Origin of the sequence: Acidisarcina polymorpha (assembly GCF_003330725.1) — a bacterium.
Taxonomy (GTDB): Bacteria; Acidobacteriota; Terriglobia; order Terriglobales; family Acidobacteriaceae; genus Acidisarcina; species Acidisarcina polymorpha.
On record NZ_CP030840.1, the window covers coordinates 630,616 to 650,969 of the forward strand.

Consider the following 20,354-nt stretch of genomic DNA (forward strand, 5'->3'; position numbering starts at 1 on the left):
GTTGCAGATAATTCATCGGGATTGCGTTCGATACGCAGGAATGTAGTCGGTTTTTGCGAATCTTAGGTCGTATGGGCTCACCACTGAAACAGCCGTCACACCGCAGGAGAGTGTTATGACGCATCCTCATCGACTCACCTTAACAACTGCATCCCTTGAAATTGCCTACGAGGAGAGTGGTCCGGCCACGGGTGTCCCCGTCGTGCTGCTTCACGGATTTCCCTATGATGTGCGACAGTATGATGCTGTCCGCGACAAGCTAGCGTCCTCAGGGCATCGGGTTCTCGTACCGTACCTACGTGGTTTCGGGCCCACGCGATATCGTAATGAGCGCATATTCCGAAGCGGTCAACAGGCCGCGCTTGGCAAGGACGTTATTGATTTCCTGGACGGGCTTCGCATAGGGCAAGCCGTTCTTGTAGGTTATGACTGGGGTGGTCGAGCAGCCTGTGTCGCTGCCGCGCTTTGGCCCGAAAGGACTCTAGGCATAGTCTGTTGTAGCGGTTACACCATTCAGGACATCGCCAAAAACGCGTATAGGCCCGCGTCTCCCGCGGAGGTTTATAGGCGCTGGTATGCACTGTACTTCAACACTGACTTGGGTCCGGCGGGGCTTGCGCAAAATCGCAACGAGTTCTGTAAGTTACTTTGGCAACTCTGGTCGCCAACCTGGCACTTCAGCGAAGCTGAGTATCAGACGACGGCGCTGTCTTTTGATAACCCTGACTTTGTAGTGACTGCCATTCATCAGTATCGTCATCGCTATGGAAATGCGCCAGATGATCCGAACTATCAGGAACTGGAAGCTAGGCTGGCCAAACAGCCTCCGATAGCCGTGCCGACTTTCGTCCTGAGTGGTGGCATGGATGGAGTTGAGCCGCCGCCACCCAATGATCCCCACAGAGACCGTTTTACAGGAATTTACCATCGGCGCATTTTGCCCGAGGTAGGCCACTGCGTTCCTGCCGAGGCTCCAGAGGAGGTTGTGGCGGGTGTAGCGGCTCTATTGGCCCGGGGGTGACATGTCTATCTTCCGATTTGCCCATGTTTGATTGCAGAGGCGTCATGGAACACACTCGCTGCAAGCCTGATCGGTCGTCCGTGCAGGATAGAGCGGTCAGTTTCCCGCGGGGTCTGCACGCGCTGTGCGGGCGGTTGAGCGCAAGATCGTTCTATACTCCGCCTTCGTGGCACGGAATACTTAGATGTTCGCAGCTTGCGGTCAGCGAAGCTGACTATTACACGACGGCAGTGCGACCGCTTACTTCGAACCCTCATGCGAAAGCCTGGGTGATGGCGGCCGCGCCTGCCTGTTGCCTCCCGGACATTCTGAGCTATCCTCAGCCTGCCCGCTGCCGACACACTGAGGGCACAACGGTCGAGCACGAGAGACAAGTGGTGAGAATGATTGTCCTGCAATCGTAAACGCAGGACGGAAGACCCAGTCAAGCGCGGGAAGCGCATCAATGGAGGTTGGCTAAATGGATCCAGTCTTGCAGGCACCACTGATCCTGATAACGGGTGGTAGTCGTGGCATTGGTGCAGCCACCGCTCGGCTTGCGGCCGCACAGGGTTACGACGTAGCAATAAGCTTCATCTCCGATGAATCGTCTGCCCTCGCAGTCGCGGCAGATGTTGAAGCTGTTGGGCGCCAGGCTTTACCCGTGCGCGCGGATAGCGCAGATCCTGCGCAGGTCGCTCGGTTATTCGCCGCAATCGACCGAAAGTTTGGCCGGATAGACGTTCTGGTGAACAACGCCGCGATCATTGCGCAGCATTCACGGGTTGCGGATCTCGAGTTCCAGCGAATGCAGCATATCTTCGCCGTCAATGCTATCGGTCCTATCCTCTGTGCCCAGCAGGCGGAGAAGCGGATGTCTTTTCGTCACAACGGACGGGGTGGCGCCGTCATCAACATTTCATCGGCCTCTGCCCGGCTCGGCAGTCCAAACGAATATGTCGACTACGCTGCGTCGAAGGGCGCCATTGAGACATTCACTACGGGCTTTGCTAAGGAAGTCGCTCGGGATGGTATGCGCGTGAACTGCGTCCGCCCTGGACACATCTACACGGACATGCATGCCAGCGGCGGAGAACCGGACCGGGTGGATCGCACGAAGGACTCAGTCCCCATGGGAAGGGGCGGTCAACCTGAGGAGGTTGCGCGAGCGATTCTATGGCTCGCGAGCTCCGAGGCTTCCTACATCACTGGCGCGTTCCTGGATGTCACCGGCGGCAGGTGAACAGCAAGAGTGCGGCGTCGATGTTTTCTTTCGACCTGCGTAGAGGTCTTTCCCACGGCACCAAGGTTATAGAAGGAGGCGAAATGTACTTCAGAAGAACAATTTGGGTCATGGTTGCCGCGGCTTCATTTGCGCCTAGCATCGGATTTGCTCAACGAAGCGATAGTTCTGGAACCGGCCCCGTGACAGCAGGAAAGGCGCCAACGTCTGACACGCAACATGGGCTCGTCCTGGTGATTGGCGCGTCGACGGGGCTCGGCCTCTCGTATCTGCCGCTGACGATCATGGAAAAAAACAAGCTGCTGGAGAAGCATGCTGCCGCGCTCGGATTCAACGCCACTCTGCAGGTTAAACACTATCCCACCGCTGCGCCCATGTACGACGACCTCTTGTCCGGCAAGATCGGCTTTGCAGGGGGTGGCGTAACCCAGTTGCTGACGAGCTGGGATAAGACGCACGCGGATCCAATTCTCGAGGTCAAAGGCATCGCCACACTGAACGCAATGCCGCTCTATCTTGTCACCTCGAACACCAAAGTAAAAACGGTCGCCGACTTCACTTCAAAGGACAAGATTGCGGTGGTTGCTGTGCGTACGTCGATCGAAGCTGTCATGCTTTCAATGGCGGCGGAGAAAGCGTTTGGGAGCGGGCAGACCAACAAGCTCGACCCACTGACCGTGGCTATGGGGCATCCGGAAGCGATGAAAGACCTCCTCAACGGGGAATCGAACATCGATGCTCACATCGCCTCATCGCCGTACATGTATGAGGAGTTGGCAAAGCCCGGAATTCACAAGGTCCTCGATAGCTACGAGGTGCTCGGTGGGCCCCATACGCACAATCTCGTATGGACAACCACCAAGTTTCACGACACAAACCCGAAGCTGGTCGAAGCTTTTGTCGCCGCGCTTCAAGAGGCTCTAGATCTGATCAAGTCTGATCCAGCCAGGGCGGCCGCCATCGACCTGAAAACCGGTAATGACAAGAGTCTGTCGGCCGCCCAGATCGAAGAAATCATCCGCAAGCCGGAAAATCATTGGACGGAGATTCCCCTAAGAATCAGGGACTTCGCGACGTTCATGTACCGAACTGGCCTCATTTCGACGATGCCCCTCGACTCGCACGAGCTCTTCTTCAACGACGTCAAGAATCTGCCCGGCAACTGAGGGACGACGTCAGTTCAGGCGCCACTGCGAGTCCTTCCGCCGTCCACGTGGAGAATCTGACCGGTGATGAAATCGGCATCCTCTGAGACGAGGAACGCGAGGGCATTGGCGACATCCTTCGGTGTGCACGCGCGTTTGATGGTCTGCTGCGACACGATACGTTGCATCATGTCTTCGGCTGAAGGTCCGCCAGCCGGCGTGCGTGCAACGAATCCTTCGGTTTTTACGACAGTAGGCGCAATCGCATTGACGGTAATACCGAGGTCGCCTAGTTCATTCGCAAGCGCTCGGGTGAGTGCGTGAATGCTGCCTTTACTGGTCATGTAGGCAATGTCGCGTGTCTGGGGATGCAGCGTTACTGATGAGCCCGTGCTAACGATTCGGCCCCAACCAGCTTCCGCCATGGCAGGCACGAAGGCCTGTGCGAACAATACAAGAGGTTCGACATTAACCGCCTGGACACGCTGCCACAGTTCGGAAGTCACAGTCTTGAGTTCACTGACAGGAAGGATTGCAGCATTGTTGACGAAAATGTCACAACGTCCTAAGCGAGCCAAAACCTGCTTGGCGGCAGCAGCAATCTGTTCAGGCGCGCCTACATCGCACGTGATCGCGAGGTGCTCTCCGCCTTTCGCAAGGGTCGCAATCATCGCCGACGTATCTTCCACATCAAGGGCAACGACATTCGCTCCATCCGCAGCGAGCCGCTCACAGTAGGCCCTGCCAATACCACGACCCCCTCCAGTGACTACCGCCGTTTTCCCAATTAACTGCATAGTGATCTACCTTTCCTTGTCATTGTCGTTATCCCCAGAAAGCTTCCCTCATGCCGTTAGCATCGAGATTTCAAGGTCTTCGTTCATTGGTATCGACACGTACCGTGCGTCAGATCGGAGATACCTTACGTATTCAGGGCAGTAGTCAGCGTCGTCCGCAAGCACAAGTGTTCCCGGGCGGAAATGACGTTCTACGAGTCGGAGAATGTCTGTGTACAGCGCCTTGGCTCCATCCAGCAAAACCAGGTCGAAGGCTCCGGGTAGATCGCTCGCCAAAGTCTCAAGCGCATCACCCTCACGCACTTCTACCAAATCAGCCAGACCTGCTTCGGCCAGATGTTGCCGCGCGCGTTCAACCTTGGAAGGCTCGAACTCAGTCGTAATGATCTGCCCTCCACCGTTGTCACGCAGGGCAGCGGCCAGATAGATCGTCGAAACACCGAATGAGGTACCGAACTCGAGGACGTTCGTCGCGCGGGTTGCTCGGGTGAGCATGTAAAGGAGCTCTCCCGTCTCTCTCGAGACTGGCAAAGGCATGTTCTTCATCATGCCGTAGAACTTGCGGTATCCGCTTTTGCTAGTGACGAGAGATGAGTCCGCCGGCTGCTCTGGAGTGCGGCGCTGTTCGCTCGCATTCGCTTCTGCAAAGAGACGATCAAGGAGTTTGACAATATGTGGAGACCTAGTGGTGTTCATTGGAGGTGCTCAATTCCTTTCTGAGACAGTCACCGCAATCGATTGCGGTGACTGTTGCTTCGCCGGTAAGACTTCTACTTGCCTCGGCAGGAGTCGCAAGGTGTGAATCCTGCCGCGCCCTACGCTGATGACATCAACGCGAAGAGTGGATATTTCAACGGTCTCTCCTTGGGCGGGCAACCGGTGTAATTGATCGATAACGAGACCGGCAACGGTTTTGTAGCTCTGCTGCTTTGGCTTGGGTAGCAGCGAGGCCTCGACGAGGTCGTCAATGGGATAACCACCGGGGATGAGGTAGCTCCCATCGCTTTCCTGCCGGAGCGGTCTCTCTTCCTCCTCGGTCACTTCCTTCTCGTCCGTGGTGACGTCGCCGGCAATCGCCTCTAGAACATCCGCCAACGTCACAAGGCCGAGCGGTGACCCGAACTCATCCACCACAAGGAGCATATGGGTAGCGGTACTTTTCAATCTTTCGAAGACACGAAGCGCACTCATATTTTCCGCAACATACGAGAGTGGCGATGCCATTCCAACTAGATCCACAGCCCCGCCTTCAGTAAGTGCAGCCAGCACGTCCGCACGTGAAACGACCCCAATCACCTGGTCGAGGCCATCGCTCTCTGTCACCAGCAGTCGTGACTCAGTAGCTCTAATTGCGGATGCCCGAAGAATGGCCATAGGCAAGCCAGCCTGAAGAAATTGAATGTCAGGTCGACCTGTCATGACCGTCTTTACGGAACGGCGGTCCAGGTCCAGCACCTTTTCCATCATGGAACGTTCGAAGGACATCAGCACGCCAGAACTGAGTCCGCTTGCGAGCGTGCTGCGAATCTCCTCCTCCGTAACGCAGCTTTCGCTTTGTGTCTTCACTCCGAGCAGACGCAACACCAAGCTGTTTGAACGCTCCAAGAGGGTAAAGAACGGTCTAGCGATAACGATCATGAGTCGCAATGGTCTTGCAACTAAAGCTGCCGAGTTTTCGGGTGCACCCAACGCGATGCTCTTCGGCGCTAAATCGCCGAACACCAGGATGAGATACGAGACGACGGAAAAGGCGGCGATACTGCCGACCCCTGCCGCAACAGGCTCTCCTGCTCGCCAGTGCTGTAACGCCGAACGGACGTACCCCTCCAACCATGTAACGACGAAAGCCCCCATCAGCAAATCCGTAAATAAATCGCCGGCCCGTATGGCGGCGAGGAACAGGCCTGGGCGTTTTTTGAGCTGAAGTGCTGTTGTTGCGCCTTCTGATGGAAGATTGCTCTCCAGCTTTGCAACGCGGGACGCAACAAGCGCCATCTCAGCAAGGTTGAAGAAGGCCGTCAAGGCCAGCAATATCAGAAAGAGCAAGATCATGAATGCATGGTGCATCCCGAGATCTCCAATCTCCGCCGACGGTGATGAAGGTTTTTCCTTCATCACCGCATTACGGAACAAGGTTGTCGGCTACTGAAGAACGCGCGAGACCATGACGTCGTTGGTCACGCACTCGCGCTCCAGTTCGCCAAGCTTACAGGTTGTACATTTTGCAGAGATCCGCGATCAGGCCAGCTCCGGCCGGCTGCCAAGCAAGTTGCTTCTGCGTGGTTTTGCTGGAGACGACGTTGGCGCGGCCTACGAACGGCGCAAACCAGGAGAAGTGCGCGTTCGCTTCCTCCGGAGTCAAAGAGTTCACCGGAAGATTGAGACCCTTACCGATCGTCTCCGCAATCTCGCGGAATGCGACACCTTCTTCTGCGACCGCATGATAAACGCCGCCGGCCTCCCCCTTCTCCAACGCGAGTCGGTAGAGCAGCGCCGTATCGGAGAGATGCACTGCAGACCAGCGGTTACCGCCATCACCGACGTATGCCGAGCTGCCCTTCTTCCGAGCGATGTCGATCGCAAAGGAGACAAGACCCTGCTTGCGCGTATCGTGCACCTGAGAGTTACGCACGACGCGTACTGACACACCCAGCTTCGCGACGGCGGCAGCCGCTTCTTCGGAAGCTGCGCGTGCTACTACGGATGAGTCCAGGGCCGGGCTTTGTTCTGTTGCTACCTCACCCGGAGCCACCTTGGCTACCGAAGTTCCCGATGTGACTACGAACGGCCTGTTCGAGCCCACCAGAACCGCTCCGAGCGCCTCGATGACCTTGCGGTCAGCCTCGCAATTCTGCTTGTATTTGGAAAAGTCGTGATCGAATGCTGTGTGAATGACGGCATCTGCAGTCTCAGCACCTTTTCGCAAGGCATCGAGATCGTTTACATCCCCTAAGAGAGTTTCAGCTCCCGCAGCTCGGAGAGACTGACTGCCTTCTTCGGATCGCGTAAGGCCACGAACCTGATAACCGTTGTTGATGAGTTCGGAAACAATTGCCGTACCGATGAAACCGGTGGCTCCCGTCAGAAATACTGTCTTTGCCATATGCGCACCTATTCGCAGCCGGTCGAGCCGGCGTGCAGTTTGAATTGGTGCGTTGGCTAACGGGAACGCTTACGGCAGCGAGCAAGGACGCTCTCTACAAGATTCATGTTCTCGTGTGGCTTCAGATGTGTCAACCTTCCGGAGACCTACACAATGAGCTTCTGGTACTTTCGTCCACGATCCCGTTTTGCAAATTCTGCGTTTGCTTTTGTTTAGCAGATTGTCCATGAAGGACGGCGTGGTTCGAACCCTAGGATTAACGCCGGTGCTTGCAAGCAGATCGTCAGCCTTGAGTGACGATGTGACCAAGCCCGCAGGTCTCTTCCAACCGCGTCTAAGTGCTGATACAACGAGAGCGCGCTGCAGTCCTGTGGCTTCAATTGCCTTCGCAGCCGGGCGAGTGAAATCTACATAGGCAGCGTCCACAATCGTTGCCTTGGGATCGGGCGGCACACTCGGCGCTAGCTGCTTTAACACCATCTTTTTTCCATACGCGGCAGGTATGAGGCAATGCCCTCAAAGTCTGCTCCTTTGCCTGCTTCGAGCCCATTGCACGCATCTATTCGCTTGAGATGGATCGTCGTTTTTCAGCATTTCAGGGTGACGCCGTGGGATGACTCGATAGGGCGAGCAGGACCCTGATCGACCGGTTCCACCAGGCACTCACTCTGTGTGCGCGGAAGGCAAAAAGCAATCGCAGTGTCTGTGACGAAGACATTGAAGTACTTCTCGCAGAACCGTAGGTTTGATCGGCGTATCAACGCGGCCACGGATGGCGAAACTTGTTTAACGAGTCAAGGGCGATTGAATCGAGGAGGAGCCCGGCAATGAAGTCTTGTTTGTTTGGTTAATAGGGTGCGGCAATTGCCACGCTTAGCACAGCCAGCTTTCTTGTCACCGCTTCATTCAACTCCGCCTGACGGAATAAAGCTTCGTCCGATCTATCCCTGAGGAGGCCTGATGCCCAGAATTGGTGTCGCGAACAAACGTGAGTACGAACCCTTGGTCTTTGGAGCACTGGTACTGCTTATCACCCTGGCGGGCTTCTGGCCTACGTTCTATGGCGCTCCCGCGAGCCAAGGAAACGATCTACTACACATGCTCCATGGCGTTTCCGCCACTGCGTGGATCGTGCTCTTCTTGGCTCAATCATGGTTTACGGGCTATACAAACCGGAGACTGCATCAGTGGCTCGGATGGTCCTCCGTAGCTGTGGCGGTCATCCTGATTCCAAGTAGCTTCGACATGGTTCATGTGATGTTCGCCCAAGCATTGTCTCCGCTGTTTCTGGTACTAGGCTTCATTGATCTCACCACGCTCCCACTCTTTCTAGGTCTGTATATAGCGGCGTTGGTTTACAGACGGCGGCCTCAGGTGCATTGGAGACTGATGGCGTCTACACTGGTGGTCGGCGTCTTACCAGCGGCAGCGCGCTTTTTTCTTCACTTCATGCCGCACAGCTTTCACAGCCTAGGCGACGCTCTGCTCCCGAGCTATGTGCTCGTATATGCCATTCTTTTGCTCATGATTTTGTTGGATTGGCGTAAGGGGCGCTTGCTATGGCCGTTCCCGTTCACGTTGATCTACTATGCAGTTATTCAACTCACGATGGTCGCAGGGGGACACAGCATCTGGTTCTTACACCTTGCCAGAGGCCTTGTCCTTCTACAAGCACCTGATTAGTATTTCGCTCCATGATAAGTTCCCGGAACGCCACTCGGAAGACCCTTCTCCTCTGCGCTGCGCTCGAGAGAAGAAGGCGACTTCACAGGATCGGCAGCAGCCATGACGTGCATTTGCTTGATGACTCTGCGCACCACCGACCGGGAATTCCCTTATGCAAGCCCAAGCTGCAGGTTCACGATCTCCACCTGCCCGCACAGGGGCACCCTGACCCATCGCTGCCGTACCTGTCTTCTATCGTCCGATGACCAGATAGGATGTCTCTCGCCACTTCCGCGAAGCGCGATTGCACCCATAGAAATGATTTACTTTTCATAGTTCAGTCTTGCAAGCGCGCTACTTTGAATCCGCTTCCAACTGCCCCGCGGATTTGCATGAGTTGCAAGCGGACTTGCAGATAACTTGTAGACATCCATCCCATGAAGACCGCGCAGATTTTCCCGCTCTTGCGTATCGAAGGCGGCAAGAGCGGGAGGAATGCGATTTGCAAACCGGACTGTTGTCTGTTGTTAGAAGGCCGGTCGAGTAAGACAATGCCTATGTGAGCTGCTGACCCACGAATCTATCCGACAGGTGTCCGAGTTTAGCATCTGCGATTTGAGCGCCCACTTGATCAGGGGCCACCCGCACACCAGAACGACCATTGAGACCCTCAGTAAGTTATCGATCGTCGGGAAAGCAAGTCATAGATAAGTCCATTCCAGCCACATTTGTTGTATCTCACGCCCGCACTTCCGCGGCGCAAAGCACGATTCAGAAAAGCCCCTCGGAAATGTCTTAGCGTGTTACTCCGCTCTCGCAGATCAGCGTCAAGTTGCTACAACCCATCTGCCACGGTAAGTTCTCGCGAATAATCGGCGGCGAAGTCGTTATAAACCAATCTGCCGGAACTCTTCATCGGGGTCGCAGGGTCGTAGTCCGTCAGGGTCCAGGGGTTAAGATTCTGCACGACAAACTTCGGTACATCGAATGCCCCCGTGCATAGCGGTATTGAATGCGCGTTCAGGTAGTTCAACAGGTCCACGGCTACTTGGGTGTCGGTCATCGATCCGAGCCCAAGCGACATCCCTTCCGGAGCCGACCATTCGTCCGCCCACACCGGCACGCTCTGGCTGGGTATACCAAACTCGGCATCCCATTGCGACTCCACAGTAAGTCCATGCTGATACGGATGCACGGCATACACCAGCCGATTGAGCGGATCGGTAGGCGCCTGCATACCGTCAAGGGTCGCCGCAGCTTCTTTAACCGTCATGCCTGTTACTGGATCTGTCACATTGTCCGCCAGCGCATCGAGCACAAACACGTTCTGCGCGCCGTTATTGCGTAGGTGACTGATAAGCGGCTGCATGCCAATGGCCGTGTAAGTTTGGCCCCCTGCGGCAACCGTACCGCCGTTCAGCCATAGTTGCCAGTTCGTTGCTGAACCGAGCAGAGTCGGCTCGTTGTAAAGCTCAAAGACCACTCCGCGGTCCGAGCCAAACACCGGCGTGAACAAATCCCAGTCGCCCTGCGTTTCGGCCGTAGGTAACGGATCTTCACTCGTGTCGCCGGTGATCGGTTCATCCTGCATCATGATCATCACGATAAAACCTTCCTGCCGCGCGGTCTTAATAGCAGACACCACGTCATTAAAATAATCCGGATCGTACATCGTGGTATTGCTCGGATTGAGCGCCGGTTGACTTATCTGAAACCGGATCGTGTCGGCGCCATACGCCCGGATGGCCGCGCGTTCGGCTGGAGTGTAATTGTTGCGCGCCTTGAGGAGCGTCACTGCGGTCGGATCTGATGAAGCCTCAATCTTCAATGTTGCCAACGGCCGCACGTAGCCCTGCAGCACCACGCCGCGAGACAGCCAGGGGCGGTCATTCAGGGTCATGTGTATCCCGGACACCCCAACCGCCTGCTGACTAACCGTGGGAGAAGTACCGTTTGTTGAGGTTTGACTCCCACACCCGCTGAGAATAAGCGATATGAGAAATAGGGGAGCGAAGTAAGAATGACGGAACACGGCATCTCTCCTTTGTGAGGTAAGCGGTTAAGTAAGATGAAGAGGTTGAGGAACGATCGCTGAGCCTAGAGTTCTAGCGTTGTTGGTGCTGGTACTCCATGTAATCCGCAAAGAATCCGTAGTTCTCGGGGAGACGAATTGCTCCGGGTACATCAGCCATTCCAGGAACGAGCAGTTGATTCAGAAACCAGGGAACAGTACCGACGGAGACCACAGCCCGGCCAGCAGCTTGATCGGGGTGAGGATTCCACGTGAGCGCGTACGTGGCAATCCTCGCGCCATTTGTCTGGAGCATCGGGATGAGGTCAGCAAGGTAGTGGGGCTCAAACCACTGCTGGGACGCAAGGAACTGCTGCCATTCCTCCTCAGGTACCGGGCGCTGAAAACAGTTGTTTAGAAATTCCGCGACGAGTGTGCCCGGCAGGATGGAATGCTGCTGGACGAACGCCCGCCCAGCTTCGCTATTATCAATTCGGTCTCCAAGATGCTGTTTCCACTTAAAAACGAGCGACATCTCTGTGACCATCAGAGGTTTTTTCGGAATGGCGCGATGCATGAACTGCAACGCGGTTTCTGTACTTCGCATATCCGGCTGATGCATATGAAAGTCCGCGCCTGCGATCTTGGGGTCTTCATTGACCCATCGGATCATTAATCGCGTGGGAAGAGACTGCTGTGTCTTCGGTAGGTCAAGCCGCGTCATTCCACCCGCATAAAGAGGCAGTTGAGTACCATCGGCCGCATTGCGATGCACTGCGTCGATGTGCGCGGCGAGACGACGGAGAAACGCAATCACGGGAAGCCGCCCATCCGCATCGGGCATTAGGTCCTCCGGAAGCGTATCAATCGTTAGTTCGTTGACCAGCACAAGAGCCGACAGTCGCCCCTTAGTTGCATCGAGCAAGTGATCCACAAAGGCGAAAGCTTCTTGTTCCTTTGGTGATCCTTCTTCCGGCATCCGGCCAAACCCGCCTTTGCCTGTGGAATCCCATTTGATGGATAGTACGATCTTGCGTCCTGATGCCGCGGCACGATTGAGTGCTTGAAGGCCGGGGTCGGTTTCGTATGAACGTCGGCCGCTCATGAACTCTGAGGCCGGAACAAAACCGCGAAGCCACGTTGTGTGCGTCTGATCCAGGACTTCCGGCGTTGCCCATTGGAAGCGCTCGTTGATATTGCCACCCAATGCCAGACTCCCTGCTGGAACCTGGGCTACACATGACCAAGAGCAAAGGCAAATAGCCGTTAGATACAAGCCGTAATTTCCAAACTCGGTGACTTTGGAACTAAGACGAGAATGCAATGCTTTTCGAGACACTATGCTGAAACTCCTTCATGAATCAGTTGCCGGCGAAGCCCCCTGCCCGACGTAAAACCGAGTCAAGGGTTGTAACATCGAACGCGTTACGCTTTCGGGACAGGTGGCCCATTTCATACCCGAAGATCTGAATCTCCGATTTTTGGCCTTCCGTTCGGTCTCTACTTTGATTGGTTGCCCGCGAAGCAGATTCCAGCGGCATTAGCGATCGCGGTCCATTGCTGCTCGACAGAGTCTGAGCAAATCCCGCAACTAAGCTGCGAGCCCACAGCCGACGGAAAGGAGTTCAGATCATGAGCCATTGAGCGATGTGTCGTCGTGTCGGGGAAGGCCTCATGGCGTTCACTCGCCTCCCGACGGCCTCCGATCTCCGTTGATCGATGTTAGGAAAAGCGACACTAAAGTTTCCGTACAAACCAGGCTGCACACCCAAAGGAAAGCGGTAGTGAGAACGCGATTACTGCAATAAGATCCTGCCATACTCAACGGCACATAACAGGTCGTATGTGAGATGCGTGGAGGTCTGGTTGGTAAGAGGATCCGAGAATGCTTTATGAGTGGATATCTATACCTCACAGGTATGGCACGTGCGACGCGGCGAGGCACACAGTTCTCATTATTCCCTTCTAGGGTTTAATGCCGCTTCACTTATAGCTGTGGCGGCAGGCGCACACCGATAGCGATGGTTCTAACGTCACAATCGTAGGCGGTATCAATTACTCGGATGGTCTTCCTTAGCTATACCTAGCAGGTATTTAGCTCTGCCCACAAGGTCTCACCCTTAGTAGGCAAAGAAGAATCCAATAGAAATAGTCGCGGCTAATGCTTCAAGCGCACTAGTAGGTAGGCCGCTGTCGAGCACTGAACCAGAGAAGACAGAGGAAAGACGCTATCATGCTCTATCACTACAACAAATACGGAGTACTTCCTGTGACAACCAATTCCCTCGCCAAACCATTTCTTGTGGTGCTTCTTTGCTGTCTAATTATCAGGAGCGCAGCGCTTGCGCAGGGCCCAATTCAGGCCGTTCCTGGCGCGTCAGGAAATTCGTTGGACCCTAACCCAAATCAACGGGCACCGTACCCTCGGCTGGTTCGTATACTCCACGGCGAGCAGCGCGATGGGATCGTGGCGAGTGTGTCTCCAGGGGTTTTCTATGAGAGCAGGGATGACGGTAGAACGTTCCAGGAGATTGGCGCGATCCCGTCGGTTGAAGGCATTACCCCAAAATGCTGCGGAACACTTTTCGAGGCCCCCCGCCAGGTGGGTTCCTTGAGCGAAGGGACGCTTCTCTATGCCGGATCCTACTGCGGAGGGAGCGACGGGAAGACCGCATCGATCGAGATCTTCGCTAGCATCGATGACGGGAGGACATGGACGCATCACTCCACTCCCGTTCAGCGTGGAAGCTGTGTCTCCGCTGAGAACGATGGGCTGTGGGAGCCTGAGTTTGAAGTGGACGAAGAAGGCGCATTGGTGATGTTCTGGTCTGACGAAACCGATCCTTGCTGCAGCCAAAAGCTTGCACAGATGCGAAGTCTTGATGGAACAACATGGGGAGACGAACAGAATACCGTTGCGAGCAAAGTTCGGACTGACCGGCCCGGTATGGCGACGGTCTCCCGTCTACCAAGCGGGATCTACTTCATGTCTTATGAACTGTGTGGCCCCGCCGCCTGCACTGTGTTTTACAGGACCTCTTACGATGGTTGGACCTTCGGGGTGCCTTCAGATACTGGGCAGAAAATACAGACCTTGAGTGGCGAGTTCTTTGAACATGCGCCAACCAATCGCTGGGATGCAGGCTTCCACCAAGGCGAGGGCGCGCTTCTGCTGGTTGGACAGTATCTCATGACCAGCGGAGGAGCTAACGCGCCGAACACGGGCAGAGTGCTCTTTGTCAATACGTCCAGGGATGCCTCGGGGGAATGGAAGGCAATCCCCGCTCCCGTACACGTTGACATGACTCCCTATCTCGGCAAGGCCAACTATAACAACTGCGCAAATTATTCCTCGGCGCTGCTGCCTGTTGAGCGCGGCTCGGCTCTCCTGGAGTTAGCAACTGCTCCAAGCTCACTCTCTACTTGCGGTGCTTACTATGACAAGGAACTCCTTGGCGAAAGATAGGTAAAGGCTGTCCTAAGCTCACCAGACCGTGTACTCTCACGCAGCACACGGTCTGGTTCGGGTGTCGATTGGAAACCCGAGTGCCTTCGGATGGTCCCCGCAAGGCGCCACGCCTGGATCATAATTACGTATGGAGCCGCCAAGCATAATGTTCCTCTTGGAATTGCCTGCGCGAGTGGGCAGAGTAGTCGTGCGGCCCTGCCGATCAATTGTTCAGCACTACCTTTTCCTGAGTTGTCTCACGTTTGTGCACAAAGCGGAAACAATGCGGTGAAGCATTCGAAGGCCTTTAATTTGAGGCTAAGTACTGGTAGTTCAACAGAGCTTGAATCAGGTTCGGGTTTTCAGGAAGGAACGTGCGGACGTATTGCATGGCGTTGCAATTCCGCCAGCGCCTTTCTATGCTCTGCGGCCATCGTCAGAAACCTCCTATAATATTAGTCGGTGATGGAGTGGCAAGGGACAAAGGCGTTGCCGACGTGTCGAAAGACACAAGCCGTGCGCGAGTTCATGCGCGTGGAGTCCGAGGTCCTCTTCTCCAGCCGCGGTCTGGGCTGGTCAGGCCTTCTGATGGAGCAACATAGGTTTCGTGCTGGCGAGTGGCCGGCCTCCACACTGAGTGGCCCGATCCTTTGTCTCTGGAATAATCTCGAGACGCTCCGCTGCGACCATCCGGATGCAAACGGGCATTTTGTCCCGAAGCTCGTCCATCCCGGTACGCTCTCTTTTTACACTGCAGGTGACCTTCCTCCTGCACATCCCCGGTCGCAAATCGATGGGTTAATCTGTGCCTTTGACTCGGACTTCCTGCTCGGAGTCCCTCAGGAAATTATGAGTGAGAGTAATACGCGCAGTGTGGCAGATGGCGTCATCTCACAGGACAAACGTTGTTTCATGGACGCGCCTGTACAACACATCCTCGAGAGGTTGAGCGAGGCAGCAAGAATCCGAACCTTGGGCTCTTGCTACGCCAATCATCTCATCAGTCTTCTGAATGCACGGTTGCTTCATATTCTTGGTATGGACGCCAATCGTATATGGCTACGAAACAAAATAGATGTCATGACGTTGCGTCGGCTGACCGACCGCGTGGACGCCACACCGAACCTGGATCTGGATCTTGATACGCTTGCGGTCGAAAGGGGCTGCAGTAAGCGACATCTCCTACGTTCGTTTCGAGCAAGCACCGGTCGCTCGCCGCATCAGTACATTCTGGACCTTCGGATTGAGAAGGCTCGGCGGCTCATGCTAAAGCCGGCTCTCAGCCTCATTGACATCGCCTTTGAGTGTGGCTTTGCGAGTCAAGCCCACTTCACCTATGCCTTTCGTCAAAGGCAAGGCGCCACCCCGAGCGATTACCGTCGCAGACTGTGATGGCGTTTTTACGAAAGTAAAGGTTTGCACATCCGGCTAGTCTGACGATAGATGGCAGACAAGAGCTACATCGTTGGTTCATCCGATATGCTAGCGCCTGGCACACCGGAGGAAGAAGCCGGACCGGCCGAGGCGCCTATACGCCGAACGGAGCGGCTTCCAACCTGGACGTCCTGCGGCGCGTCGCTCTGCTCGGCATCCTCCTCCTCAATATCGAGGATTTTGCCGGACCTGAGGCCCTCTGGGATATTCCGGTTGGTCTTCCTCGGCCAGCTTTCTGCGGCTGGCACGCTGGACTCGACTACGCCATGGTCACGCTCAAGTGGATGTTTGCCGAAGGCAAGATGCGCAGCATGTTCTCTTTACTTTTCGGCGCAGGGGTGGTGCTCCTCACCGAACGGCTGGAGAGGCAGTCCGGTAAAAAGCGCGCGCGGACCATCTACTATCGCCGCAATCTATGGCTCTTAGTCTTTGGGCTATGCCACGGCTTCATCCTATGGTTTGGCGATATCTTGATCGACTACTCCACCATGGCGCTGATTTCCTTTATCCCTTGCGCCGCCTCAGCGCTCGTATCCTCCTCGCCCTCGGGCTCACCATCTGGCTCGTAGGCGGCACCCTCGGCAGCACGCGCGCATTTGGAGTAACTGACACTTTACGTTCCGATGCTCAGTTCGCGGCAGCCAGAGCGGCGGGTGCCTCCGCGACGGCTGCACAGCGAGTGCTCTTGCAGAACGCGGCGATCTATCAGCAGACGAGCGCAGCTACCGTTGAAGGAACGATTCAGACCCGCCGCTTGGGCTTCATCGCAGGATGGCCCAGCAGAGTGGACACTGAACTGACTATTCTCAAGCTGAAGTTTCCAAGTTTTTGGTTCCTCGAGTGGCTCGGCGCCATGATCACAGGGATGGGTCTTTACAAGTCTGGATACCTGACCAACACTCGGCCAACTTGGGCTTATGTCTCTGTGGCGATCATTGGCTATTCAATTGATTTACCGCTCGTTCTTGCCGGGCTTTGGCACGTCCACAAAGCCGGCTTCGCCGCCTCGGCCTTCGCCCTCTGGCTCGCCATTCCTTACACCACAGAGGTGTTATCGGGCACTCTCGCCAACACCAGCGTTCTGCTTCTCCTTGTCAGAAGCGAGCATTCGCGACAATTCCTCGGCCCAGTAGCGTCTGTAGGGCGCACGGCTTTCAGCAACTACATTCTCACTACCCTCCTCTGCCAATTCCTGTTCGCCTGGGGACCGTGGAAGCTCTACGGCAAGCTGGAGTATTACGAGTGCTATCTCGTAGTGGGGGCGATTTGGATAGTGAATCTAGTTGCGAGTTCTCTTTGGTTGCGAGTTTTCGCTTTCGGACCACTCGAGTGGCTTTGGCGCTCGCTCACGTATTGGAAACGCCAACGCATGCTCCGCGCAATCATCGGTTAGAAACATAGGCCGCACAAGCGCTAAGCGCAAAGGATGGTCAAGATGGCACCCCCCAACATAGACCTGAGGCATCTGCGGTACTTTGTCGCGGTCGCGGAACACGGAAGTATCAGCCGCGCAGCCAAGCGGTTGCATATCTCGCAGCCACCACTCAGCCGCCAGATGCGCGATCTGGAAGCCGAGGTCGCTGTCTCTCTCTTTGGGAGAGACTCGAGACGTCTGATGTTGACTTCTGCAGGAGAAGTTTTCTTACGCGAAGCCAAAGCGCTACTAGAACGGTTTGATGACACTGTGGCGTTGACCAGACAGACAGCAAAAAATCACGGCCGCAGCATCCGGGTTGGGCATTCCTCAGTCTCCTCCTTGGAAGCCTTGCCACGCATCCTGCGCTGCTTCCAGGAACTGAGTCCCAATGCCAGAGTGGAACTCAGGAGACTCAGCACGTCCGACATGATCAGAGGCTTGCGGCGGGGCGAGCTCGATATATGCCTTACGGTCTGTGGGTCTTCAACCGAACTCGCGGATTTCAGCGTGGAGCAGCTTTCCACATACGGGATCCTTGGGGCTTTTGCGCGACAGCACCCGCTGACGCGCATGGAAGAGGTGCCTCTGGCAGAGATCGCACAGCAGCCGGTCATCACTCTCAAACGCTCAGAATTCACTTGGTACAACACCTACATCACAGATTTGTTGGTCGCTCATAATTCCCGCTTTCAGGTGACCGAAGAACATGATGCAATCGAATGCGTGATCGCAGCCGTTGAAGCCGGACGCGGCGTTGCTCTCATCTACGATGTCATGGCTCACAGCCTCAGCAAACGTATTGCTCTCCGGCCTCTGACTCCGCTTCCACCTAAAGCTCCGCTTGTAGTGTTCTACCCGACCGAACGTCGGTCTTCTTTGACAAATAGCTTCCTCAAGGCCTCTCAGGTTCTTAAGCGATATCCGGCCTTGGATGGCGGTGTTGGGGAGTTATCCCAAGAGCAGGATGTAAGCCGGTCAGAGTGATAATCTCAGCCTCACTTCGTAGGGCGCGGTGCAGGAGTTAAAGCGTCAGCAAGCGCGTGAACTACCCCGAGATCGGCTGATTTCACTGAGACGGTTTCAACAAGAACTCCCGTCAGCAAAGTTCTCAACAACGACTTGACAGGGGTCTTCTGCCGGTAGACCGTCATCCGACCAAGCCTGCAGCCGCTTCGCGTCTTCCGTACGAAAGCCTAAGCGAGCCTGTTCCTGCCCGCAACGCCGACCGCGTAAAGTCCTGTGCGCTGACGCGCACGAATAAGGAACCCAAACATCCGTGAAGACTGCGTCCTGCGCCAGCCTCCCGGGATAGAGGTCGGCAAACGAAACGCAGAGTTAGGAGCAGGCGGTTTAGTCGTGATGATCTTTGTGCGTCCATGACGCACATATCTATACATCCATAAACGTATTCCTTCTTGTGGCAATCCGTTCCCCATTTCTTTGAACCGTCAAGAGAGTACCGTAGGTCGGATCAGCGCCACAGCGATAACTTAGCGTTTGATCATATCTTGGCATGGAGGAGTCAAGCCCAAAGGCAAGACATAGGAGCGGCGAATAGGCGGTCCCCGAAAGGGACGACCTTCGTTCCGTCATATATTACGATTCCAAGTTTCAGGTCATCACCACAAATGTCCAACAGCTTCCTGATCCTTTGAAGTCGCTCGCGTGGACGGTTGCGCTTGCTTTGACCTCAACACCGACTAGTGCGCCGTGTTCATCCTCTACGACGATGTCAATCTCATCCTGATCCTTATCCCGATAGTGATGGAGCGTGTAGCCTTCGTCGGACCATGTGATCAGCTTCATGACTTCGGCAAATACAAATGTTTCCAGCAACGCACCAAACGTTGAGCGGTCCTTTGCTATCTGCTCAGCAGTCAATGCCAGCAAGGTGGCGAGCAACCCCGAGTCGACGAAATGTAGTTTTGGGGTCTTGATCAGTCGCTTCAGTTCATTGCGGAACCACGGGGAGACCCGCTGCACGAGAAACAGCTGTTCAAGGATGCCGGTGTATTTTCTCGTCGTCTTGTCGTCCATCCCGATCTGTCCGCCGATTTGAGTGAAGTTGGTAAGCTGCCCGGACTGGTGGGCAAGTACCTGGAGCAGGCGCGGCAACTGGTCCAGCTTCTCTACTTCCGCAATATCCCGCACATCCCTCTGTACGATCGCCTTCACATAGTCGCGAGCCCAAGCCTGACGTCGCCGAAAGTCTTCTCTTCGCAGCATCTCCGGGTAGCCGCCTACTAGCACCGCATGGACAAGCTGATCGCCTTCGATATCCGGCCCTGGCTTCACCAACTTGCCATTGAATGCCATCTTCAGGAAGCTGGGCTCTTTGGCGAGTGTTTCGGCTCTGGAAATCGGCATCAGGTTTACGATTTCCATGCGGCCTGCAAGGCTCTCGGACACTTGAGGAAGAGTGAGAATGTTGGCAGATCCCGTCAGCAGGAAACGGCCTGCTCTGCGGTCGTTATCAACGGATCTCTTGATGGCTCTCAGAAGTTCCGGGGCTCTTTGCACTTCGTCGATGGTGACCAGATCGAATCCACGGACAAAGCCAGTGGGATCGTTGCGAGCGGCTTCAAGCACTGTGTCGTCATCCAAGGTCACATACTCGCGGTCCTTATCGCCGAACTGTTGGACAAGCGTCGTCTTGCCGCACTGTCGTGGTCCTATCAGCATAACCACGGGAGTGTCATTGAGAGCAGTGGCCACACGTCGTGCTGCGAATCTCTGAACGAATTGGAAATTGGCGTCGACCATCTCGGATTATTATAGCGTCTAATCCGGATTAGCAGTCCGTCCGATTCGGATTATGAGCCCGGCCAAATCGGAGAGGTTGAATGCCTATTGCCCCAGCCCCGGCAACCAATCACCACCGAAATCCAAGGGGGATTCGCCTTGGCCCAGAACTACAAAACGCCTCCTAAACACTGGGTCGACGTACAAATAGCGTACACAAAGGAAGCGAAATGAGCCCAAATGGTCCCATCCAGGCCCAAAACAATTTCCCGTAACACCCATAGCATCAACAACTTCCATTGATCCTAAACCGCTTAGCATACTTGGAAGGCGGCCCTAATGTTGCTGA

At 55.3% G+C, this 20,354-nt stretch carries 16 protein-coding genes; 9 read left to right on the forward strand and 7 right to left on the reverse strand.

The annotated features are described in order from the left end of the window. Nucleotides 1-115: 115 nt before the first annotated feature. From ACPOL_RS02800 to ACPOL_RS02810, 3 genes are all read left to right on the forward strand, one after another. Entirely contained in the window at nt 116-1,021 is a 906-nt protein-coding gene (locus ACPOL_RS02800; RefSeq protein WP_114205712.1) for an alpha/beta fold hydrolase, read from the forward strand. 460 nt (nt 1,022-1,481) lie between these two features. Further along, nucleotides 1,482-2,243, forward strand: a complete 762-nt coding sequence (locus ACPOL_RS02805) for an SDR family oxidoreductase (protein ID WP_114205713.1) — start codon at nt 1,482-1,484, stop codon at nt 2,241-2,243. Between the two features lie 83 nt (nt 2,244-2,326). Further along, nucleotides 2,327-3,409, forward strand: coding sequence for an ABC transporter substrate-binding protein (locus tag ACPOL_RS02810; RefSeq protein ID WP_161557157.1), 1,083 nt, complete (start codon nt 2,327-2,329; stop codon nt 3,407-3,409). Nucleotides 3,410-3,423: 14 nt separating this feature from the next. Here the strand turns inward: ACPOL_RS02810 and ACPOL_RS02815 are convergent, their stop codons facing one another. The 4 genes from ACPOL_RS02815 to ACPOL_RS02830 form a co-directional block, all read right to left on the reverse strand. After that, nucleotides 3,424-4,185 (reverse strand): SDR family NAD(P)-dependent oxidoreductase, encoded by a 762-nt coding sequence (locus tag ACPOL_RS02815; protein ID WP_114205715.1) that lies wholly within the window; start codon nt 4,183-4,185, stop codon nt 3,424-3,426. Nucleotides 4,186-4,233: 48 nt separating this feature from the next. Then, a complete protein-coding gene (locus ACPOL_RS02820; RefSeq protein ID WP_114205716.1) occupies nt 4,234-4,881 on the reverse strand; it encodes an O-methyltransferase in 648 nt (215 codons plus the stop codon). Between the two features lie 9 nt (nt 4,882-4,890). Continuing rightward, nucleotides 4,891-6,252, reverse strand: a complete 1,362-nt coding sequence (locus ACPOL_RS02825; protein WP_161557158.1) for a hemolysin family protein — start codon at nt 6,250-6,252, stop codon at nt 4,891-4,893. Between the two features lie 139 nt (nt 6,253-6,391). Next, entirely contained in the window at nt 6,392-7,288 is an 897-nt protein-coding gene (locus ACPOL_RS02830) for an SDR family oxidoreductase (protein WP_114205718.1), read from the reverse strand. Between the two features lie 960 nt (nt 7,289-8,248). On the opposite strand from ACPOL_RS02830, the gene ACPOL_RS02835 reads away from it, so the two are divergent. Then, nucleotides 8,249-8,971: a hypothetical protein gene (locus tag ACPOL_RS02835; RefSeq protein ID WP_114205719.1), complete on the forward strand. Its 723-nt coding sequence runs from the start codon at nt 8,249-8,251 to the stop codon at nt 8,969-8,971. A gap of 817 nt (nt 8,972-9,788) precedes the next feature. Here the strand turns inward: ACPOL_RS02835 and ACPOL_RS02840 are convergent. Continuing rightward, nucleotides 9,789-10,853, reverse strand: coding sequence for a cellulase family glycosylhydrolase (locus tag ACPOL_RS02840; protein WP_114205720.1), 1,065 nt, complete (start codon nt 10,851-10,853; stop codon nt 9,789-9,791). A 205-nt stretch (nt 10,854-11,058) separates the two neighbouring features. Continuing rightward, the gene (locus ACPOL_RS02845; protein ID WP_114205721.1) at nt 11,059-12,171 is read right to left on the reverse strand and encodes a hypothetical protein; all 1,113 of its coding nucleotides are present in this window, start codon (nt 12,169-12,171) and stop codon (nt 11,059-11,061) included. Between the two features lie 1,062 nt (nt 12,172-13,233). On the opposite strand from ACPOL_RS02845, the gene ACPOL_RS02850 reads away from it, so the two are divergent. The 5 genes from ACPOL_RS02850 (at nt 13,234) to ACPOL_RS02870 (ending at nt 18,247) form a co-directional block, all read left to right on the forward strand. Further along, nucleotides 13,234-14,430, forward strand: coding sequence for a sialidase family protein (locus tag ACPOL_RS02850; RefSeq protein WP_236657187.1), 1,197 nt, complete (start codon nt 13,234-13,236; stop codon nt 14,428-14,430). A 471-nt stretch (nt 14,431-14,901) separates the two neighbouring features. After that, nucleotides 14,902-15,804 (forward strand): helix-turn-helix domain-containing protein, encoded by a 903-nt coding sequence (locus ACPOL_RS02855; protein ID WP_161557159.1) that lies wholly within the window; start codon nt 14,902-14,904, stop codon nt 15,802-15,804. 308 nt (nt 15,805-16,112) lie between these two features. Beyond that, nucleotides 16,113-16,415 (forward strand): hypothetical protein, encoded by a 303-nt coding sequence (locus ACPOL_RS33395; protein ID WP_161557160.1) that lies wholly within the window; start codon nt 16,113-16,115, stop codon nt 16,413-16,415. Next, nucleotides 16,358-17,239, forward strand: a complete 882-nt coding sequence (locus tag ACPOL_RS02865) for a DUF418 domain-containing protein (protein WP_161557161.1) — start codon at nt 16,358-16,360, stop codon at nt 17,237-17,239. Before ACPOL_RS33395 ends, ACPOL_RS02865 begins: the two co-directional genes overlap by 58 nt. A 42-nt stretch (nt 17,240-17,281) precedes the next feature. Beyond that, nucleotides 17,282-18,247 carry a LysR family transcriptional regulator gene (locus ACPOL_RS02870; protein ID WP_161557162.1) on the forward strand — a complete coding sequence of 322 codons (966 nt, stop codon included), beginning with the start codon at nt 17,282-17,284 and terminating at the stop codon, nt 18,245-18,247. A 627-nt stretch (nt 18,248-18,874) separates the two neighbouring features. On the opposite strand, the gene ACPOL_RS02875 is transcribed toward ACPOL_RS02870, so the two are convergent. After that, complete coding sequence (locus tag ACPOL_RS02875; RefSeq protein WP_201759067.1) at nt 18,875-19,978, reverse strand: ATP-binding protein; 1,104 nt, start codon at nt 19,976-19,978, stop codon at nt 18,875-18,877. Nucleotides 19,979-20,354: the final 376 nt, after the last annotated feature.

Bases quoted from the DNA above. Each gene is read 5' to 3' on its own strand.
- ACPOL_RS02800 (WP_114205712.1), top strand. From the start codon at position 116: ATGACGCATCCTCATCGACTCACCTTAACAACTGCATCCCTTGAAATT.
- ACPOL_RS02805 (WP_114205713.1), top strand. From the start codon at position 1,482: ATGGATCCAGTCTTGCAGGCACCACTGATCCTGATAACGGGTGGTAGT.
- ACPOL_RS02810 (WP_161557157.1), top strand. From the start codon at position 2,327: ATGTACTTCAGAAGAACAATTTGGGTCATGGTTGCCGCGGCTTCATTT.
- ACPOL_RS02815 (WP_114205715.1), bottom strand. From the start codon at position 4,185: ATGCAGTTAATTGGGAAAACGGCGGTAGTCACTGGAGGGGGTCGTGGT.
- ACPOL_RS02820 (WP_114205716.1), bottom strand. From the start codon at position 4,881: ATGAACACCACTAGGTCTCCACATATTGTCAAACTCCTTGATCGTCTC.
- ACPOL_RS02825 (WP_161557158.1), bottom strand. From the start codon at position 6,252: ATGCACCATGCATTCATGATCTTGCTCTTTCTGATATTGCTGGCCTTG.
- ACPOL_RS02830 (WP_114205718.1), bottom strand. From the start codon at position 7,288: ATGGCAAAGACAGTATTTCTGACGGGAGCCACCGGTTTCATCGGTACG.
- ACPOL_RS02835 (WP_114205719.1), top strand. From the start codon at position 8,249: ATGCCCAGAATTGGTGTCGCGAACAAACGTGAGTACGAACCCTTGGTC.
- ACPOL_RS02840 (WP_114205720.1), bottom strand. From the start codon at position 10,853: ATGACCCTGAATGACCGCCCCTGGCTGTCTCGCGGCGTGGTGCTGCAG.
- ACPOL_RS33395 (WP_161557160.1), top strand. From the start codon at position 16,113: ATGGTCACGCTCAAGTGGATGTTTGCCGAAGGCAAGATGCGCAGCATG.
- ACPOL_RS02870 (WP_161557162.1), top strand. From the start codon at position 17,282: ATGGCACCCCCCAACATAGACCTGAGGCATCTGCGGTACTTTGTCGCG.